Annotated in this window: 18 protein-coding genes; 10 read left to right on the top strand and 8 right to left on the bottom strand. The window is 58.6% G+C overall.

The features are described from left to right. Window positions 1–102: 102 nt before the first annotated feature. From cpaB to AC2FD8_RS16765, 3 genes are all read right to left on the bottom strand, one after another. Window positions 103–1,011, bottom strand: coding sequence for a Flp pilus assembly protein CpaB (cpaB, locus tag AC2FD8_RS16775; RefSeq protein WP_496857998.1), 909 nt, complete (start codon window positions 1,009–1,011; stop codon window positions 103–105). Window positions 1,012–1,262: 251 nt separating this feature from the next. Beyond that, complete coding sequence (locus AC2FD8_RS16770) at window positions 1,263–1,502, bottom strand: hypothetical protein (RefSeq protein ID WP_496857997.1); 240 nt, start codon at window positions 1,500–1,502, stop codon at window positions 1,263–1,265. 285 nt (window positions 1,503–1,787) lie between these two features. Beyond that, entirely contained in the window at window positions 1,788–2,024 is a 237-nt protein-coding gene (locus tag AC2FD8_RS16765; protein WP_496857995.1) for a Flp family type IVb pilin, read from the bottom strand. Between the two features lie 354 nt (window positions 2,025–2,378). Between AC2FD8_RS16765 and AC2FD8_RS16760 the strand changes: the two genes are divergently transcribed. Then, window positions 2,379–3,245, top strand: a complete 867-nt coding sequence (locus AC2FD8_RS16760) for a lytic transglycosylase domain-containing protein (RefSeq protein ID WP_496857993.1) — start codon at window positions 2,379–2,381, stop codon at window positions 3,243–3,245. Between the two features lie 48 nt (window positions 3,246–3,293). Here AC2FD8_RS16760 and AC2FD8_RS16755 read toward each other — a convergent pair whose 3' ends face one another. From AC2FD8_RS16755 to tldD, 5 genes are all read right to left on the bottom strand, one after another. After that, window positions 3,294–3,920, bottom strand: a complete 627-nt coding sequence (locus tag AC2FD8_RS16755) for a CoA transferase subunit B (protein ID WP_496857991.1) — start codon at window positions 3,918–3,920, stop codon at window positions 3,294–3,296. Further along, window positions 3,920–4,624, bottom strand: a complete 705-nt coding sequence (locus tag AC2FD8_RS16750; RefSeq protein ID WP_496857989.1) for a CoA transferase subunit A — start codon at window positions 4,622–4,624, stop codon at window positions 3,920–3,922. Before AC2FD8_RS16750 ends, AC2FD8_RS16755 begins: the two co-directional genes overlap by 1 nt. Before the next feature lie 101 nt (window positions 4,625–4,725). Then, window positions 4,726–7,377: a type I DNA topoisomerase gene (gene topA / locus AC2FD8_RS16745; RefSeq protein ID WP_496857987.1), complete on the bottom strand. Its 2,652-nt coding sequence runs from the start codon at window positions 7,375–7,377 to the stop codon at window positions 4,726–4,728. A gap of 180 nt (window positions 7,378–7,557) precedes the next feature. Continuing rightward, entirely contained in the window at window positions 7,558–8,682 is a 1,125-nt protein-coding gene (gene dprA, locus AC2FD8_RS16740; RefSeq protein WP_496857985.1) for a DNA-processing protein DprA, read from the bottom strand. A 241-nt stretch (window positions 8,683–8,923) separates the two neighbouring features. Further along, the gene (gene tldD, locus AC2FD8_RS16735; RefSeq protein ID WP_496857983.1) at window positions 8,924–10,345 is read right to left on the bottom strand and encodes a metalloprotease TldD; all 1,422 of its coding nucleotides are present in this window, start codon (window positions 10,343–10,345) and stop codon (window positions 8,924–8,926) included. A gap of 176 nt (window positions 10,346–10,521) precedes the next feature. On the opposite strand from tldD, the gene coxB reads away from it, so the two are divergent. The 9 genes from coxB to AC2FD8_RS16690 all read left to right on the top strand — a co-directional run bounded on the left by coxB (window position 10,522) and on the right by AC2FD8_RS16690 (window position 18,102). Beyond that, the gene (gene coxB / locus AC2FD8_RS16730) at window positions 10,522–11,433 is read left to right on the top strand and encodes a cytochrome c oxidase subunit II (protein WP_496857981.1); all 912 of its coding nucleotides are present in this window, start codon (window positions 10,522–10,524) and stop codon (window positions 11,431–11,433) included. 81 nt (window positions 11,434–11,514) lie between these two features. After that, on the top strand, window positions 11,515–12,468 hold the full coding sequence (cyoE, locus tag AC2FD8_RS16725; protein ID WP_496857979.1) for a heme o synthase: 954 nt from the start codon (window positions 11,515–11,517) through the stop codon (window positions 12,466–12,468). Beyond that, window positions 12,468–12,629, top strand: coding sequence for a cytochrome c oxidase system small membrane protein (locus AC2FD8_RS16720; protein WP_170377873.1), 162 nt, complete (start codon window positions 12,468–12,470; stop codon window positions 12,627–12,629). The genes cyoE and AC2FD8_RS16720 overlap by 1 nt, the downstream gene beginning before the upstream one ends. Then, complete coding sequence (locus AC2FD8_RS16715; RefSeq protein WP_496857978.1) at window positions 12,629–13,204, top strand: cytochrome c oxidase assembly protein; 576 nt, start codon at window positions 12,629–12,631, stop codon at window positions 13,202–13,204. Before AC2FD8_RS16720 ends, AC2FD8_RS16715 begins: the two co-directional genes overlap by 1 nt. A 22-nt stretch (window positions 13,205–13,226) precedes the next feature. Continuing rightward, window positions 13,227–14,042: a cytochrome c oxidase subunit 3 gene (locus tag AC2FD8_RS16710; protein WP_496857976.1), complete on the top strand. Its 816-nt coding sequence runs from the start codon at window positions 13,227–13,229 to the stop codon at window positions 14,040–14,042. A gap of 154 nt (window positions 14,043–14,196) precedes the next feature. After that, on the top strand, window positions 14,197–14,874 hold the full coding sequence (locus AC2FD8_RS16705) for an SURF1 family protein (RefSeq protein ID WP_496857974.1): 678 nt from the start codon (window positions 14,197–14,199) through the stop codon (window positions 14,872–14,874). Next, complete coding sequence (thrC, locus tag AC2FD8_RS16700; RefSeq protein ID WP_170554654.1) at window positions 14,871–16,259, top strand: threonine synthase; 1,389 nt, start codon at window positions 14,871–14,873, stop codon at window positions 16,257–16,259. Before AC2FD8_RS16705 ends, thrC begins: the two co-directional genes overlap by 4 nt. Further along, entirely contained in the window at window positions 16,256–17,518 is a 1,263-nt protein-coding gene (locus tag AC2FD8_RS16695) for a M16 family metallopeptidase (RefSeq protein WP_496857971.1), read from the top strand. The genes thrC and AC2FD8_RS16695 overlap by 4 nt, the downstream gene beginning before the upstream one ends. Further along, entirely contained in the window at window positions 17,518–18,102 is a 585-nt protein-coding gene (locus AC2FD8_RS16690) for a GNAT family N-acetyltransferase (protein ID WP_496857969.1), read from the top strand. The genes AC2FD8_RS16695 and AC2FD8_RS16690 overlap by 1 nt, the downstream gene beginning before the upstream one ends. Window positions 18,103–18,185: the final 83 nt, after the last annotated feature.

The following is an 18,185-nucleotide window of genomic DNA, read 5'->3' as shown; positions in this document are numbered from 1 at the left end:
AAGGGTTTCCGGAAGTTTCCTTATGTGGGTAATCGGCAACATAAGAATGAAAAGAGCCGCGCAAAGTGCGCGGCTCAGCAGGTGTAACGTCCTGAATTGGCGTCAGTTTGTGCAGGCGATCACACTGTCGGCAACGTCGCTGTTGCCGCGGCGAATACGGGTCTTGCACACTGGTTTTTCCACACGTTCAGGGGTCGGGGCGGCTTCTTCCTCGACGACTCCCAGCAGTGCGCGTTGGTCGATTTCGATGACTTCCGATGACACGGTTTCATCTTCGACTCCGACAAGGGCCAACGTCAATCGGCCTGTGTTCTGTGCCTGAGTAAGTACGGCAACCTGTTCACGTGTGACCGCAACGGTGATCGTGCGCGCAATAGTTGTGCCAGTCACGTCCGTCCCGGCGAGCTGGTCAATAGCGATCAGCTCGACCCGGGGCTGGATCAGGCGGGTGATTTCGCCGTTCGCTTCGGCGGTTGTCCCGCGGCGCGAGCCGGTCCAGTAGACGTCGACAAAGTCACCCGGACGCAAGAAGCCCGATACGCCCGAGGCGACATCGACCCGAATCGCGAACGCGCGCATGCCTTTTTCCAACTGAGAGGTCAGGCCTGCACCTGCTCCGGGCTTGGTAATTTTGACTTCCATCAGGGCTTCGTCTTTTTCCATCGTGCGAAGAACGAAACGGTCTTTGCCGCTGGATGGCGGAAACAAAACCGCCAAGTCTGTAAAGCTGCCTTCCGGGATCGCGTTTTCCGGCCAATCAACGACGCGCACGTCTTCCTCTGCCAGGCGCTCGCCGTATTTCAGGGTTCGATTGGAAACGATAACGCTGACTGTCGGGATCACTTCGACCTCGGCTTTTTCGGCTGCAGCTGCCTCCAACGCGGCGGCCGTCGCCTGCCGCTCGCGGGCGAGTTCGTTCTGATAAGCTGAGATATAGTTTCGCGCCATGTAGACAGCGCCGCCAGCCAGAGCTAGCCCAACAATTAGGACAAGTCCGAATACCGCTCGCATACATCCACCTCATATTTCTGTCCGGCTTTGTTTTTCAAAGGCCAGAGGATAAATTTCAGTCTTGCAATGCGTAAATCGTAATTGTGTCGAAATGTGGGACAAATCAGGTTTTTCGCGCCTATTTTTGAGGGTGAGATACGCCGATGTCTGGCTGTGTTTGACCATTGCGGGTTGGGCGCACGCAATAGTTGAAACCGTTACCAGTTGGTAACGATTGATAGATTCAGACGTATAGTCGAGATGAGTAGCGGTCAGTTGCCGCCCGCGGTGCCAGCCGTTGAAAACCCACCGCCGCCGCCTGTCGATGTGCCTGTGCTGACGGTTGAGCTGCTAAGCGCCTGGCTCGTATTCCCGCTCAGGCTGATTGTTGCCGTTTGGATGGCGAAGTAAAGAAGTGTAGCCAGGGCTATGATGAGCGCTGTCAAAACAACCCAGTCGACGGTAACCGCACCATCTTCAGAGGTCTTAAATGTCCCAAATAACTTTTTCATCTTACACCTACTAGGGCCGTCGGGTTTTGACTTTGGCATACGAATGAGCATCCGAAGATACACGTTTCCAGACGCGCCTTCCATTTTTGCTGCGTCCTAGTGGCGCGATTTGGGCGAAAAAGTGATTTGTATGCCGCATTCTCTGCTGGATTTGCGGTGGCAAAGCAAAAAGTAGAAGGGTGCAAGTGTTTTGCTTAGATATTCGTCCGATGTATTCCAGAAGAAAAAAAACGTCGCGCCGATTTCCGGCGCGACGCTATGCTCGCAAGATTGAGTAATCTTGTATTAGTTGGTGTTGGTACCAGCTGTGGTGATACCACCTGCGGTGCCGCTGTTAGTACCAGTGCTGACGGTTGCGCCCGACAGAGCCGAGTTTACGTCTGTGGCCAGGCCAACTGCGCCGCCCGAAATCTGGGTGTAAGCAACGGTGCCCAGGCCGATGACTGCTGCGGTCAGAACAACCCAGTCAACTGTTACTGCGCCGTCTTCGTCTTTGCGGAAGTTCTTGATGAACTTGATCATGTTATGTCCCTCCTAAAGGATCTAAAAAAGTCTTCTAAACCTCGGCGTCTTTTCAGAGCTTCCTCTCTCAGTCCGCTCCCGATCGTCTCGGTATGCATCTATGTTTGCCTGTTGTGCGTGGCAGGAATTGGGCCAAACAGGGAAAATTTCGCCCGATGCTTAACTTTTCGGTCATTAAATTGTTAAGCTATTGAATATAAATAAAAAAAAGTTCATCGAGTTGTTGTTGGCCGTTTTGTAGCGATGCAAATTTGCGGCAAATGAGGCAAAACTGCCCCAATTTGCCTGGATTTTCTGGCTTTGCGCGCAGATTCGGGGTTCAAATCAATCAAAACGAAAACATGAGGCAGGCAAATGAATCTCCGGGACGCAGTCACATGCGCCGGCGTATTGGCTTTTCTGGTATGCACTCCAGAAACCGTACGCGCCGATGAGGTCGAACCGCGTGGTGTCTATAAAAGGGTCAAGGCGCCTCAGCCGGGTCAGCGGCCAAAGGTCAACATTCGAATTACCTCCGAAGAGCATGCAGCCCGCCCATCGGCCCCCAGCACGGGATCAGAGCTTGTGGTCCCCGATATCATCAAACGCGCCAAAGTGCCGTCGCCTGATGCCCCCGAAGTTGTGGCCAAAGCGCCACCCAAAGGTGCTCATCAAGCGTTTTGGGAGAAGATTTCGCCCGAACTCGCACAGGCTGGGCCGGGGCGGCTGGATTCGGCGATCGATGCCTTGGCGGCCACAAGCGTGTCCACACCCCGGTTGCAGACATTACAGGGCATCGTGAGCAATCAGGGCCGCGATATCCTGCGGTCGACCATCGGGACCAACGTGTCTCCTGCGCTGGTGCTGGCGGTAATCTCGGTGGAATCGGCCGGGCGGGCCGACGCGGTCAGCTCGGCCGGGGCGCAGGGGTTGATGCAACTGATGCCCGCAACAGCCGAGCGGTTTGGCGTGCAGGACAGTTTCCAGCCCTCTCAGAATATCTCGGGTGGAGTGAAATACCTGGATTGGCTGATGGGTGAGTTCGGCAATGACCCGATATTGGCGCTGGCTGGGTATAACGCAGGTGAGGGGGCCGTTCGCAAACACAGCGGTGTACCGCCATATGCAGAGACTAGGGACTATGTGCCCAAAGTGCTTGCGGCCTTTCAGGTTGCGCGCGCGCTTTGCGCGACGCCGCCGGTCTATGCCTCGGACGGGTGCGTGTTTCAGACGCTGAACTAACCCGAAACGCTATAGGGCCCGCCTGTCGCAGCAGGCCCTAGTCGTGCATCAGTTGACGAGGTTTGCCTCGGTCGCGGCGCGAATCTCGTCTTCGGTGACGCCTTCTGCGATTTCGACGATCTTCAGGCCACCTTCAACCACATCCAGAACCCCAAGGTTGGTGATGATGCGATTCACCACCTTTTTCCCGGTCAGCGGGAGGGTGCATTTCTTCAACAGCTTGGATTTGCCGTGCTTGTTGGTGTGGTCCATCACAACGATCACACGGCCCACGCCAGCCACAAGGTCCATCGCGCCGCCCATGCCTTTGACCAGCACGCCGGGAATCATCCAGTTGGCAAGGTCACCTTCTTCATCCACTTCCATCGCGCCCAGAATTGCGGCGGCAATCTTTCCGCCACGGATCATGGCGAAAGAGGTCGCGCTGTCGAAATAGGCGGTGCGTGACAATTCTGTAATGGTCTGCTTGCCCGCGTTGATCAGGTCGGGGTCTTCTTCACCTTCAAACGGGAAGGGGCCCATGCCCAGCATGCCGTTCTCGGATTGCAGGGTGATGTCCTTGTCACCCACATAGTTTGCCACCAGCGTCGGAATACCGATGCCGAGGTTTACATACATGCCGTCTTCAAGCTCTTGCGCCGCACGGGCGGCCATCTGGTTCCGATCCCAAGGCATTATGCTTCCTCCTTCTTACGGGTGGTGCGCTGTTCAATGCGCTTTTCGTGATCGCCCTGAATGATCCGATGGACATAGATGCCCGGCAGGTGGATCGCATCCGGGTCCATTGAGCCTCGGGGGACAATCTCTTCGACTTCGGCGATGCAGATCTTGCCGCATGTCGCAGCAGGCACGTTGAAGTTCCGGGCGGTCTTGCGGAAGATCAGGTTGCCGGTATCATCGGCCTTCCAGGCTTTGACAATGGCCAGATCGGCAAAGATGCCTTCTTCCAGAATATGGGTCTCGCCGTTGAAGTCTTTGTGTTCCTTGCCCTCCGCGATCACAGTCCCCACGCCGGTTTTGGTGTAGAAACCAGGGATGCCTGCGCCACCTGCGCGCATCCGCTCGGCCAGAGTGCCCTGTGGGTTGAATTCCAGCTCAAGCTCTCCGGCTAGGTACTGACGCATGAATTCCGCGTTTTCGCCCACGTAAGAGCTGATCATTTTCTTGACCTGCTTGGTCTGCAGCAGGATGCCGATACCGAAATCGTCGACGCCTGCATTGTTTGACGCAAAGGTCAGGTTCTGAGCACCCGATTCCTTGATCGCCTCGAGCAGCAGTTCCGGGATGCCGCACAGGCCGAAACCGCCCGCCGCGATCATCATGCCATCCGACAGCACTCCGTCGAGCGCGTCAGAGGCATTGGCATAGATTTTCTTCATGGAAAACTCCCCCAATGACATGGTGATGGGCAGGTTGTGCCGCCGCGTCAGGGGGAAGTCAACGAATCCAAGGGGCTGGTGGTATTTCTACCTATCCAACCCTAGCTTGCCGTCTTCTTTGTTGTCTTCTTGGCAGTGGCCTTTTTCTTTGGGGCAGCCTTTTTCTTCGTACCCTTCTTGGCGGCGCGCTCGTTGACCAGTTCGATGGCCATTTCCTGTGTCACATCTTCGGGCTTGATGTCCTTGGGAATGGTGGCGTTGACTTTTTCCCACTTCACATATGGCCCATAACGCCCATCGAGAACCTGCATCGCACCACCATCTGGGTGTTCGCCCAGCTCTTTGAGGGGGGCCGCCGCCGTGCGCCTGCCACGTCCCGGATTGGCGCGCTTTTCTGCCAGCATCTCGACCGCGCGGTTCATGCCGATCTCGAACACGTCATTGGGGTCTTTGACGTTGACGTAGACCGGTTTCGCCTCTTCCGGCAGCTGGTGCATTATATACGGCCCGAACCGCCCGAAGTTCGAGCTGATCATACCGCCTTCGGGATGTTCGCCGATCTGGCGAGGCAAGGACAATAGGGTCAGGGCCTTTTCAAGGTCCATGTCATCCTTGCTCCAGCCACGGGGCAGAGAGGCGCGCGGGGGCTTTTTGTTCTCGGGCGTCGGCTCTCCGCGCTGGACATAGGGACCGAAACGACCAGATTTCAGCCAGATCTCATCGCTTGCATCGTCACCCAGAAGACGCTCATCCCCTTCGGCCCCTTCGCCCGCGATGGGGCGGGTATAGGTGCATTCGGGATAGTTACCGCAGCCAACAAACCCGCCGGTGCGCGAGGTTTTCAGGTGCAGTTGCCCGACACCGCATTTGGGGCAGACCCGCGGGTCCGACCCGTCCTCACGAGGCGGATACAATTGCGGCGCCAGTGCATCGTCGAGCTTGTCCAGCACTTCCGAGATGCGCAGTTCAGACGTCTCGCCAATCGCAGCCGAGAAATCGCGCCAGAACTTGCCCAGCAGATCCTTGTAGTCGCGCTCGCCGGCGCTGACATCGTCCAGCTCTTCTTCCAGATTCGCCGTGAATTCATAGCCCACGTATTGGCGGAAGAAATTCAGCAGGAAGATGGTGACGATCCGGCCCTTTTCTTCAGGGATCAGGCGGTTCTTGTCCTTGCGCACATATTCGCGGTCCTGAATCGTGGTCACGATCGAGGCATAGGTCGAAGGACGGCCGATCCCCAGCTCCTCCATCCGCTTGACCAATGTTGCCTCAGTGTAGCGCGGAGGCGGCTGCGTGTGGTGCTGCAGCGCCAGAACCGCTTCGTTTTCAGACAGGATCGCCTGTTTTGCAGTTTTTGCGCTCTCTGTGACCTGAGCCTCACCCGTCGCCTTTTCGAATTGGCTTACCAATGAGCCCTTGGCAAACCGCGCGGGATCGCCCTGCATGATCTGAGGCAGGCGCTTTTCGTCGTCGTCAGCCACATCGTCACGGCCTTCTTCGTAGACGCGCATGAAGCCGTCAAACAGCACTACCTGACCGGTCGCGCGCAGGCCAACCTGACCATCGTCGCTGCCGATTTCAACGGTTGTGCGTTCCAGGCGCGCAGCAGCCATCTGGCAGGCAATGGTGCGCTTCCAGATCAGATCATAAAGCTTGCGCTGATCTTCATCAGTCACCCTCAGTTCTTTTGCATCGCGCGTCATGTCCGTCGGGCGGATACACTCGTGCGCTTCCTGCGCGTTCTTGGCCTTGTTTTTGTAGATGCGCGGGCTGTCCGGCACATATTCGGCGCCAAAACGGTCCGAGATCGCATCGCGCGTGGCGGCGACCGCTTCGGGGGCCATGTCGATACCGTCGGTTCGCATATATGTAATGTAGCCTGCCTCATAGAGGCGTTGCGCCACCTGCATCGCGTGCCGCGCACCCATGCCGAACTTGCGGCTGGCCTCCTGTTGCAGGGTTGAGGTCATGAAGGGTGCGCTGGGGTTGCGTGCTGCAGGTTTCGCCTCGACCGAGGTCACGCTCAGCGCGCGGCTGGTGATGGCCTGCACCGCCAGTTCCGCCTGTGTCGCGTCTTTCAGATCGTGCTTGTCCAGCTTTTTGCCAGCATAGGTGACCAACCGCGCCTCATAGGTTTGGCCGCGCGGGGTTTCGAACAGGGCCTTGACCGACCAGTATTCAACTGGCTTGAAGGCCTCGATCTCCATCTCGCGTTCAACGATCAGGCGTAGGCAGACAGACTGGACCCGACCTGCTGATTTTGCGCCGGGCAGCTTGCGCCACAGAACCGGCGACAGGTTGAAGCCCACCAGATAGTCCAGTGCGCGGCGGGCCAGATAGGCCTCGACCAGTGGCATGTCGACCTCACGCGGGTTTTGCATCGCCTGGGTGACGGCCTCTTTGGTGATCGCGTTGAACGTCACGCGACTGACCGGGGTGTCTTTCTTGATCGAGCGCCGCTTGGTCAGAGCTTCCTGCAAGTGCCAGCTGATTGCCTCCCCCTCGCGATCGGGGTCGGTTGCGAGGATCAGCGCGTTGTCTTCTTTCAGCGCATCGGCAATCGCTTTGACGTGCTTTTTGCTGTCATTGCCGACCTCCCACTTCATCTCGAATTCGTGGTCGGTATCGACGGATCCGTCCTTGGGCGGCAGGTCCCGCACATGGCCATAGGAGGCCAGAACCGTGTAGTCGGGGCCGAGATACTTGTTGATTGTTTTTGCTTTGGCCGGAGATTCTACAACAACTACGGGCATTTAAGGGAAAACCTCGCTCGACGAATAGGACGCCTGTTATGGTCGTGCAAAATGTGTGGGGCAAGGCCGGAATGTCAATGCGTTCCTTTTGCAGTGTGAAAAAACCCAAGATTTCAGCGTCCTATGCGTCTTTGAGGCAGGCAAAGCCTTACAGGGGGGCCGCCTGGCCGAATACCAAAGTCAGCTTGCCAGCGACAAAAGTCCGCCGGGTTGGCGCTGGATTCGGCCCTCAAGTTCCAGATCTACCAAAGCGGGCCCAAGATCACCGGCCGAAGCTGCGATATCGCGCAGCAGTTGGTCCTCGGCGATGGGCGATGGGCCGAGTCGTTGCAGGATCTGATCGTGCAGTGCCACAGCGGGCGTCGGTATTGCCAGTGCAGGGGGCTCACTGCTCGTTTGGAAAAGGTCTTCTCTCTTGGGCAGGGCTTCGATCACATCTTCGGCGGAACGGACCAGGGTCGCTCCGTCCCGAATCAACAGGTTGCATCCAGAGGACCGCGCATCGAATGGATGGCCGGGAACGGCCAGAACCTCGCGCCCTTGGTCCAACGCGTCCCGAGCGGTGATCAGGCTGCCTGATTTAGCTGCGGCCTCAACCACCACAACCGCCTGCGCCAATCCGGATATAATCCGGTTGCGGCGCGGGAAGTGGCGGGCTTGTGGTGTCAGTCCCATGGGTTGTTCCGACAGGCGCAGGCCGGATTCGCCGATTTTATGCGCCAGTTCAGCGTTTTCGGCCGGGTAGATCACATCGACACCTCCGGCCATCACGGCGATGGTGCCGGTGTCCAGCGCGGCCAGATGGGCCGAAGTGTCGATCCCTCGGGCAAGGCCTGAGACAATGACATGGCCCAGATCCCCCAGTTCTTTCGCCAGACCACGGGCCATACGCGCCCCGAGCGAGGAACAATTGCGCGCGCCCACCATTGCGATGGCTGGTTTCTGCAGCATCGTAAGATCGCCAACAGCCCATAGAAGTGGCGGCGCGTCAGATATATCCTGCAAAGCTTTTGGAAAATCAGCGGACCCAAGGCAGACAAGCCGCGCTTTGGCGGCTTGTGCGGCCTTGAGTTCCGCCTCAATCACGCCGGGAGGGCAGATTTCGTACCCGTTTATTCCGGCGGCGCGTGCCATTTCCGGCAGCGCGGCCAGCGCGTTCTGCGCTGAACCATGTTCGCTTAGCAGCCGACGAAACGTCGCCGGACCAACCTTGCGTGAGCGCAACAGGCGGAGCCATGAAAACCGATCCTCTTCCGTGGTGGGTGGGAGTGGGGGGTGATTGGAAGAATGCTGCTCTTCGGTCATCCGATGCTCCGCCTGATTGCAGAACTGGTTTACGGGTGTCGGGGTTAACAGCCTGTGAATCGTTGAAAATTAGGTGCAATTTTCTTGGTGGGTTTCTTGAAGAATGCCGCTAACAAAATGAATTGTTTGGATAAAAATTTTTACCGAGATGCGTAAGCCGAATTTTCAACCGACGCCAACCTCTCACGCAAAAAAGGCGCAGTGTTAACCCTGCGCCTTTCCAATGTCATGTGATTCCGTCTCAGGCGGCGGAGCCTCCGACGGTCAGCCCGTCCATCAGAACCGTGGGCTGGCCGACGCCCACGGGCACCCATTGACCATCCTTGCCGCAGGTGCCCATCCCCGGATCCAGCGCCATGTCGTTGCCCAACCCACGGATGCGGTTCAGCGCAGAAGGGCCATCCCCGATCAGCGTCGCGCCTTTGACCGGCGCGCCGATCTTGCCGTTTTCAACGCGGTAGGCCTCGGTGCAGGAAAAGACGAACTTGCCGTTGGTGATGTCGACCTGACCGCCGCCGAAGCCAACGGCCCAGATCCCGTCCTTGATATCAGCAACCAGTGCAGCCGGGTCGGCATCGCCACCCAACATCACCGTATTGGTCATGCGCGGCATCGGTTTGTGCGCGTAGCTCTGCCGCCGTCCATTGCCAGTTGGGGAGACGCCCATCAGGCGCGCATTCTGGCGGTCCTGCATGTACCCGGTCAGGATACCGTCCTCGATCAGCACAGTCCGAGAGCTTGGCGTTCCCTCGTCATCCACAGAGATCGAGCCGCGCCGGTCAGCAATCGTGCCATCATCCACAACGGTCACACCTTTCGAGGCAATCTGCTGCCCCATCAGACCCGCAAAGGCCGAGCTGCCCTTGCGGTTAAAATCTCCCTCCAGCCCGTGCCCGATAGCTTCGTGCAGCAAGATACCGGGCCAGCCGGGGCCTAAGGCGACCTCCATCACTCCGGCAGGGGCGGGGACAGCTTCGAGGTTGACCAACGCGATCCGTAAGGCCTCGCGCGCCTTGTTCTGCCAGTCGGTGGGGTCGATCAGCCCGCTCAGGCCGACGCGACCTCCACCACCCGCCGAGCCGCTTTCACGGCGGCCATTCTGCTCGACGATGACCGAGACATTCACTCGAGTCATCGGGCGCACGTCGCGCACCAGCACGCCGTCGGGGCGCAGGATCTCGACCTCTTGCACCGCAGCGGCGATCGTGGCGCTGACTTGCACGACGCGGGGGTCCAGATCGCGGGCGAAGGCGTCGATCTCGCGCAGGGTCTCGACCTTGACCGGAAAGCTGGCGGTTTCGATTGGGTCTTCATCGGTATAGAGGCGCTTGTTGGTCGCCATCGGGGCTTCGGCCAGAGTGCCGCCCCCATTGCCAACGGCCAGCCGGGCCGTCTCGGACGCGCGCTTCAACGCGGGTATCGAAACGTCGGTTGAATGTGCATAGCCTGCGACCTCACCCTGTACAGCGCGCAGCCCGAATCCCTCGGACGCATCGTAGGACGCAGTCTTCAATCGCCCGTCATCAAAGACCAGAGATTCGGATTTCCGGCGTTCAACGAACAGCTCTCCGTCTTCGGCGCCGGCAGTGGCAGATTGCAAAATGGCAAGCGCTTCATCATGCGGCAGGGCGCTTTCAAAGGGGTGAAACGGGGCTTGAGTCATGGGTTGCGGCCTTTCCGGTTTGATCCAGATCAAAAATAGCGTCTGTTTGACGCAAGCATTTTGCTTTATCTACCGACAGGAATATGGTTTTTAACGCGGCCAAAGACAACGGGTGTGGTTTCACCGATTCATACCTTTTCGCCAGAGACGCAAAGATCAAACGATCAGGACAAGACATGAAGAATGCTTTGATGCTTTCCGGGCTTGCTACGGCCCTCTCCAGCCTTCCCGCCATGGCCCAGGAGCTTGAGATAATTGGTAAGCCGGTTGACGGTGGCGTTGGGTTCCAGCCTGCAGCGACCGAGCTTGCGGACGGTATTCAGCGGCTGGACAACATGATTTTGGTGATCATCACCGTGATCTGTCTGCTTGTTGCCGGCCTGCTGGTGTATTGCATCGTGCGCTACAACCAGCGCGTCAACCCGACACCGGCGCGGTTCTCGCACTACACCCCGGTCGAGATTGCCTGGACTTTGGGACCGATCCTGGTTCTGGTGTTCATCGGCGCCTTCTCTCTGCCGGTTTTGTTCAAGCAGCAGGAAATTCCCGAAGGTGACGTTGTCATCAAAGTGGTCGGCAACCAGTGGTACTGGACCTATGAATATGTTGATCACGATTTCGCGTTCGACAGCTACCTGCTAGGCCACCCCGCCACGCTTGACGAGGGTGCGCGCGCTGCAGATGCGGATGTGACCCCCTTCGTTCTGGATGACGCCATGCGCGCCAAATTGGCCGATTCGGGTTACAGCGATGATGAATGGCTGCTGGCCACCGATACCGCCGTTGTGGTCCCGGTCGGCAAGGTCATCGTAATGCAGGTCACCGCATCTGACGTGATCCACTCGTGGACGATCCCGTCTTTCGGCGTGAAGCAGGACGGCGTTCCCGGTCGTCTGGCCGAGCTGTGGTTCGAAGCAGAAAAAGAGGGCATCTATTTCGGCCAGTGTTCCGAGCTTTGCGGCAAGGATCACGCCTATATGCCGATCACCGTCAAAGTGGTCAGCGAAGAGGCCTATGAGCAGTGGCTGAACGGCGCAATTGAGGAATATGCGGGCACCCCGCAGAACTTTCAGGTTGCCTCGAACTGAGCGTAGACTGGGCGTTCGCGCCTTAGAATACTCGTTGGCTGCGCGCTAAACCGCGCAGCTTTCGCCCCAAAAGGACCCGAGATGACCGACGCAAGCATCAATGCCAGCACATCGACCGCCAAGGCATACGCGGATGAGGCCAGCTTTGGCGATTATTTTGCCCTGCTGAAGCCACGCGTGATGTCTCTGGTCGTGTTTACGGCTCTGGTCGGTTTGCTTGCGGCTCCGGTGTCGGTGCATCCTTTCGTTGGCTTCTGCGCCATCTTGTTCATCGCCATTGGCGGCGGCGCGTCAGGTGCGCTGAACATGTGGTGGGATGCGGATATCGACCGGGTGATGAAGCGCACCAAAGCCCGCCCGATTCCCGCCGGTAAGGTACAGGAAGGCGAGGCGCTTTCGCTGGGTCTGGCACTTTCGGGCCTGTCAGTGATCATGCTGGGCCTTGCGACCAACTGGTTTGCAGGCGCATTCTTGGGATTCACCATTTTCTTCTACGTTGTGGTCTACACGATGTGGCTGAAGCGTTCGACGCCGCAGAACATCGTGATTGGCGGCGCGGCAGGGGCGTTCCCTCCGGTGATCGGCTGGGTTGCCGCGACGGGTTCGATGACGCTTGAGCCGTGGCTGATGTTTGCCCTGACCTTCATGTGGACGCCTCCGCATTTCTGGGCATTGGCGTTGTTCATGCGTTCGGACTATGACGATGCGGGCGTGCCCATGCTGACCGTGACCCATGGCCGCCGCGCGACCCGTAAGCATATTCTCGTTTACACTGGCCTTCTTGCTGTTCTGGCCGTTGGCACTGCGTTCTCGGGCATCGGCGGGCCGATCTATCTGGCGGTAGCTCTGGTGCTGAACGCCCTGTTCCTGCGCGGCGCATGGCAAATCTCGCGCCGTACCGAAGACGACGCCGAAATGGACAATTTCAAGGTCGAGCGGAGCTTTTTCAAGCTGTCTCTGCTGTACCTGTTCCTGCATTTCGGCGCGATTCTGGTTGAGGCGCTGCTGAAACCCTACGGCTTGGGAGGGTGGTGATGAGCCTGCGCAAAAGCCACGAAATTCACGAACGTCGTTTCAGCCGAAATCTGGGTGTTGGCCTGACGCTTGCGGCTTTCATCGTGATCATCTTCGGCCTCACGATCGTCAAGGTCTCGGGCACCAGCCTGGGGCAACCCGTGCAGGAGGTGCAGAACTGATGGCTCTGTCCGGTCCCCAGAAAACTGTTGTGCAAACCGTGGGTGTGGTTGTCCTGATGGGCAGCCTCGCCTGGGCGGCCGTGCCGTTTTACGACTGGTTCTGCCGTGTCACAGGATTCGGAGGCACGACCGGCGTCGCCGAAGCCGCGCCCGAAGATATCCTTGATCGCAAAGTGACCATCCGTTTCGACGCGTCCAAAGCCAAGGACATGGCGTGGGAGTTCAAACCCGTCGAACGCGAGATGGAGGTGCGCATCGGTGAAACCGGTTTGGCCTTTTACGAGGCCTACAACCCGACCGATCGCCCGATTGCCGGACAGGCATCCTACAACGTCGCGCCGTACTCGGCAGGCGGGTATTTTCAGAAAATCGCCTGTTTCTGCTTTGAAGAGCAGGTTCTGCAACCCGGTGAGCGGGTAGAGATGCCGGTCAGCTTCTTTGTTGACCCGGAAATGGTCGAAGACCTTGAAGCGAAATATGTGCATACGATTACTCTGTCGTATACATTCTACGAAATTGACCTGCCCGAGGGCTATGCCGCCCTTGAAACGCAGGAAGACACAAACACGAACTAACGCCTTTAGGTGAGGGACGCTGATGGCACACGCTAAAAACCATGATTATCACATTCTGGCCCCGTCGATCTGGCCACTGATCGGCGCTGTCGGTGGCTTTGTGATGCTGTTCGGAGCCGTCCTTTGGATGCACGGTGTGACGCCGTGGCTGTTCTGGGCCGGCCTCGTCGCCGTTCTTTACACCATGTTCGCCTGGTGGTCCGAGGTTGTGGTCGAAAGCCGTCAGGGCGATCACACACCGGTCGTGCGCATCGGCCTGCGCTATGGCTTCATCCTGTTTGTCATGTCCGAGGTGATGTTCTTCTTCGCCTGGTTCTGGTCGTTCTTCAAGCATCGCATGTATCCGATGTACGACTATGCGGGTACCGAATACATCCAGCCGGATATCCACGCGGTTGACCCGTTCCACCTGCCGCTGATCAACACTCTGGTCTTGCTGCTGTCGGGCTGTGCGATCACATGGGCGCACCATGCGCTGGTCCATGACAACGACCGCAAGGCGCTGATCAACGGTCTGGCCATCGGTATCGTGCTGGGTGTCCTGTTCACTGCGCTTCAGGCGTTTGAATATTATGAACTTCTGGCGCATGAGGACTGGCAGTTTGGTGGTGACCAGTTCTACTCGAACTTCTTCATGGCAACCGGCTTCCACGGCTTCCACGTCGTCATCGGCACGATCTTCCTGACTGTCTGTCTGATCCGCGCGCTGAAAGGGGACTTCACCCCCGAGAAGCACGTCGGTTTCGAGGCCGCGGCCTGGTACTGGCACTTCGTTGACGTGGTCTGGCTGTTCCTGTTCTTCGCAGTTTACATCTGGGGACAGGCGCCGCTGTTCTAAGCGACACTGGTTTTGAACTACAAAAGCCGCTCTTCGGGGCGGCTTTTTCGCATTTTCGAAGGCAAGATTGCGCCCCATACAATTGCGTGGTTGCATTCTCGTGCCCGCCCCCCTTAACAAGACGCCGGTTCCTGCAACGAGCGATAGTCCTGCCATGCGCCGCACTCTGTTTCTGTTGATCTTCAGCCTCGCCGGTTTGGGCGTGTTGCTGTGGCTGGGCACGTGGCAAGTCCAGCGTCTGGCGTGGAAGCAAGAGATCCTCTCCGAGATTGACAGCCGCATCGCGACCGAACCGGTTCCTCTGCCGCAACAGGTGTCAGAGGATGCCGACAAATATCTGCCTGTTACAATCTCGGGTGATATGGAGCCGGGCGAGATTCACGTTCTGGTCTCGGTCAAGCAGGTCGGTGCCGGGTATCGCATCATCCAATCGTTCAGCACCGAGGATCGTACCATTCTGGTGGACCGGGGTTTTGTGCCAACCACAGCCAAACAGACCGACCGTTTGACCGGCCCGATGGAGGTGACCGGCAACCTGCATTGGCCTGATGAGATCGACAGCTACACGCCCGAGGCGGATATCGACAGCAACATCTGGTTCGCCCGCGATGTGCCCAATCTGGCTGCCGCTCTGGGGGCCGAGCCGATCTTGCTGATTGCCCGGTCTCGAACCGATCCGGGCGTGACGCCGCTGCCCGTCGACACGGCCGGGATTCCCAATGATCACCTGCAATACGCAATCACATGGTTTGGACTGGCCCTCGTCTGGGCCGCGATGACCGTATACTTCCTGTGGCGCAATCGCGCCCCTTCTGAGAGTGACCCGCAATGAAATACATCTCGACCCGTGGCCAGGCGCCTGAACTGAGCTTTGAAGAGGCGATGTTGACCGGGCTGGCCCGTGACGGCGGCCTGTACCTGCCCGCTGAAATCCCGACGCTCAGCCATGACGAAATCGCCGCCATGGCCGGTCTGTCCTACGAGGAAATCGCATTTCGCGTCATGTGGCCCTATGTCAGCGGCTCTTTCGCCGAGGATGAGTTCAAGCAGATCATCGCCCGCGCCTATGAAGGCTTTGGCCACGACGCCCGCGCGCCGCTAAAGCAGCTAAACGAAAACCACTTCCTGCTGGAGCTGTTCCACGGGCCCACTCTGGCCTTCAAGGACTTTGCCATGCAGCTGATTGGTCAGCTGTTCCAGGTGGCCCTGAAACGCCGCAATGACCGCGTGACCATCGTGGGCGCGACCAGTGGCGATACCGGCTCGGCCGCGATTGAGGCGTTCCGGGGGCTGGATGCGGTGGATGTGTTCATCCTGTACCCGCATGGGCGGGTGTCCGAGGTGCAGCGCCGCCAGATGACGACGCCAGCGGACAGCAATGTCCATGCGCTGGCAGTGGATGGCGATTTTGACGACTGTCAGGCAGCATTGAAGGACATGTTCAACGATTTCGATTTCCGGGATGAGGTCAAATTGGCCGGAGTGAACTCGATCAACTTTGCCCGCGTTCTGGCGCAGATCGTGTATTACTTCTCGGCGGCGGTCAGTCTTGGCGCGCCGCATCGCAAGGTCAGCTTCACCGTGCCAACCGGCAATTTCGGGGACATCTTCGCAGGCTATCTGGCCAAACGTATGGGCCTGCCCATCGACCGGCTTGTCGTTGCGACGAACCAGAACGACATCCTGCATCGTTGCCTGTCGGGTGAGGGGTATTTCAAGGGCGAAACCATCCCCTCGATCAGCCCGTCGATGGACATTCAGGTCAGCTCAAACTTCGAACGCGCGCTGTACTATGCTTACGGCGAGGATGGCAGCGCGGTCGCTCAGTTGATGGATGAGCTGAAATCCGGTGGCTTCAACGTCAGCCAAGGCGCGATGGAGGCCCTGCGCGAGAGCTTTGATTCGGGCCGCGTGTCCGAGGATGAGACGCTAGAGACGATCAAACACACGCTGGCCCATAGTGCCGAGCTGGTCTGCCCGCATTCGGCCATTGGCATCAAGGTGGCCGAGGATCACCGCGCGGCGGATGTGCCGATGATCACTCTGGCCACCGCGCACCCAGCGAAATTCCCAGCGGCGGTCGAGAAGGCGAGCGGGGAACATCCGCCTCTTCCATCCCGCATGTCTGATCTGTATGAACGTCCGGAACGGGTGACGCGGATTGCCAATGATCTGGGTGCCCTTGAGGATCATATCAGAAGGCATATCGCTGAGTGACAGTCAGACAAGACCAGCTGAAGAACGGCTTTCGTATCGTCAGTGAACATATGCCGGGGCTGCAATCGGCAGCCATCGGCATCTGGGTGACCGCCGGAGCGCGGAACGAGCGGATCGAACAGAACGGGATCGCGCATTTCCTTGAGCATATGGCGTTCAAGGGAACCGAGCGGCGTTCTTCGCTGCAAATCGCCGAGGCGATCGAGGATGTAGGTGGATATATCAACGCCTATACCTCGCGCGAGGTGACGGCATACTACGCGCGCGTCCTGAAGGACGATGTGGCGCTGGCGATGGATGTCATCGGAGACATCGTGCTGAACCCGGTTTTCGACCCGCGCGAGATCGAGGTCGAGCGCGGCGTGATCCTGCAGGAAATCGGTCAGGCCTATGACACGCCTGACGATGTGATTTTCGATTGGCTGCAGGAACAAAGCTATCACGACCAGCCACTCGGCCGTACTATTCTTGGGCCGACCGAGCGGGTCAGCTCTTTCTCGCGAGAGGATCTTTCGGGTTTTGTGTCCGAGCACTATGGCCCCGAACAAATGATCTTGTCTGCGGCGGGCGCTGTGGATCACGACGCGCTGATGAAAATGGCAGAAGAGATGTTCGGCCACTTGCAACCTTGCAAGGGCCTGATCCCCGAAGCCGCCCGCTTTACCGGAGGCGAGGCGCGGCAGGAAAAAGAGTTGGAGCAGGCGCATTTTGCGCTGGCACTGGAAAGCCCCGGCTATCGCGACGATGCGATCTATACGGCGCAGGTCTACACCACTGCTTTGGGCGGCGGCATGTCCTCGCGCCTGTTCCAGGAAGTGCGTGAGTCGCGCGGGCTGTGCTATACGATTTTTGCGCAGACCGGGGCCTATGCGGATACCGGGACGACCACGATTTATGCGGGGACGTCTGCAGATCAGGTCGCAGAGCTGGCAACCATCACGATAGACGAAATGAAGCGCGCCGCCGAAGACATGAGCGAAGAAGAAGTCGCTCGTGCCCGTGCGCAGATGAAAGCCGGGATGCTGATGGGTCTGGAAAGCCCCTCGAACCGGGCCGAGCGTCTGGCGCGTCTGGTGCAGATCTGGGGGGGTGTGCCTTCGCTTGAAGATACCGTCACCAAGATTGATGCCGTCAGCACCGAGGATGTCCGAGCCTTCGCTGAACGTATGGCGGTTCAGGCCCCGGCCGCGTTGGCGCTATACGGTCCGGTCTCAGACGCGCCATCCTTAACAGAACTGCAGGAGAGGCGTGCGGCGTGATGCTGTTGGGCAGGCGCAAGCTGAAACTTGAAACCGCGCGGCTAAGGCTGCGCCCGCCTGTGCATTCTGATTTCAACGAATGGGCTGCCCTGCGCCGCGCCTCAAAAGAGTTTCTGACCCCCTGGGAGCCGATCTGGGCGCAGGACCATTTAAGCCGCAAGTCCTTTACCAACAGGGTCTATTGGGCGCAGCGCTCGGTCGCCAGCGGAACCGCGATACCGTTGTTTCTGTTCCGCCGTTCAGATGACGTGCTGGTGGGAGCGATCACGCTGGACAACATCCGCCGCGGTCCCGCGCAGGCCGGGACGCTGGGCTATTGGACCGGACAGAGCTTCGCGCGCAACGGCTATATGCGCGAGGCCATCGGCGCAGTTGTTCACCACGCCTTCACCCGTCTGGACCTGAGCCGGATCGAGGCGGCGTGTTTGCCTGAAAACAAGCCCTCACGCGGGTTGCTGGAAAGTTCGGCCTTCAAATACGAAGGCGTGGCGCAGTCATATCTGCAGATCAATGGACGGTGGCGGACGCATGTTCTTTATGCCTGCTTGCGGTCGGACCGGCGAGGCAGGACGGACGCAGGGTAGGGGGCTCTGCCCCCGTCGCGGCAAGCCGCGCCTCCCCCGAGGTATTTTTGGCCAGATGAACAAGGGGCATGACTTGGCGGAGG

It is taken from the genome of Ruegeria sp. YTSC192, assembly GCF_059609705.1.
This window is presented reverse-complemented; position numbering and strand designations above follow the sequence as displayed.

Coding starts and splice junctions, on each gene's coding strand:
- thrC (WP_170554654.1), top strand. CDS start 14,871: ATGAAATACATCTCGACCCGTGGCCAGGCGCCTGAACTGAGCTTTGAA.
- coxB (WP_496857981.1), top strand. CDS start 10,522: ATGAAGAATGCTTTGATGCTTTCCGGGCTTGCTACGGCCCTCTCCAGC.
- AC2FD8_RS16690 (WP_496857969.1), top strand. CDS start 17,518: ATGCTGTTGGGCAGGCGCAAGCTGAAACTTGAAACCGCGCGGCTAAGG.
- AC2FD8_RS16760 (WP_496857993.1), top strand. CDS start 2,379: ATGAATCTCCGGGACGCAGTCACATGCGCCGGCGTATTGGCTTTTCTG.
- AC2FD8_RS16720 (WP_170377873.1), top strand. CDS start 12,468: ATGAGCCTGCGCAAAAGCCACGAAATTCACGAACGTCGTTTCAGCCGA.
- cpaB (WP_496857998.1), bottom strand. CDS start 1,011: ATGCGAGCGGTATTCGGACTTGTCCTAATTGTTGGGCTAGCTCTGGCT.
- tldD (WP_496857983.1), bottom strand. CDS start 10,345: ATGACTCAAGCCCCGTTTCACCCCTTTGAAAGCGCCCTGCCGCATGAT.
- dprA (WP_496857985.1), bottom strand. CDS start 8,682: ATGACCGAAGAGCAGCATTCTTCCAATCACCCCCCACTCCCACCCACC.
- AC2FD8_RS16705 (WP_496857974.1), top strand. CDS start 14,197: ATGCGCCGCACTCTGTTTCTGTTGATCTTCAGCCTCGCCGGTTTGGGC.
- AC2FD8_RS16715 (WP_496857978.1), top strand. CDS start 12,629: ATGGCTCTGTCCGGTCCCCAGAAAACTGTTGTGCAAACCGTGGGTGTG.
- topA (WP_496857987.1), bottom strand. CDS start 7,377: ATGCCCGTAGTTGTTGTAGAATCTCCGGCCAAAGCAAAAACAATCAAC.
- cyoE (WP_496857979.1), top strand. CDS start 11,515: ATGACCGACGCAAGCATCAATGCCAGCACATCGACCGCCAAGGCATAC.
- AC2FD8_RS16750 (WP_496857989.1), bottom strand. CDS start 4,624: ATGAAGAAAATCTATGCCAATGCCTCTGACGCGCTCGACGGAGTGCTG.
- AC2FD8_RS16755 (WP_496857991.1), bottom strand. CDS start 3,920: ATGCCTTGGGATCGGAACCAGATGGCCGCCCGTGCGGCGCAAGAGCTT.
- AC2FD8_RS16765 (WP_496857995.1), bottom strand. CDS start 2,024: ATGATCAAGTTCATCAAGAACTTCCGCAAAGACGAAGACGGCGCAGTA.
- AC2FD8_RS16710 (WP_496857976.1), top strand. CDS start 13,227: ATGGCACACGCTAAAAACCATGATTATCACATTCTGGCCCCGTCGATC.
- AC2FD8_RS16770 (WP_496857997.1), bottom strand. CDS start 1,502: ATGAAAAAGTTATTTGGGACATTTAAGACCTCTGAAGATGGTGCGGTT.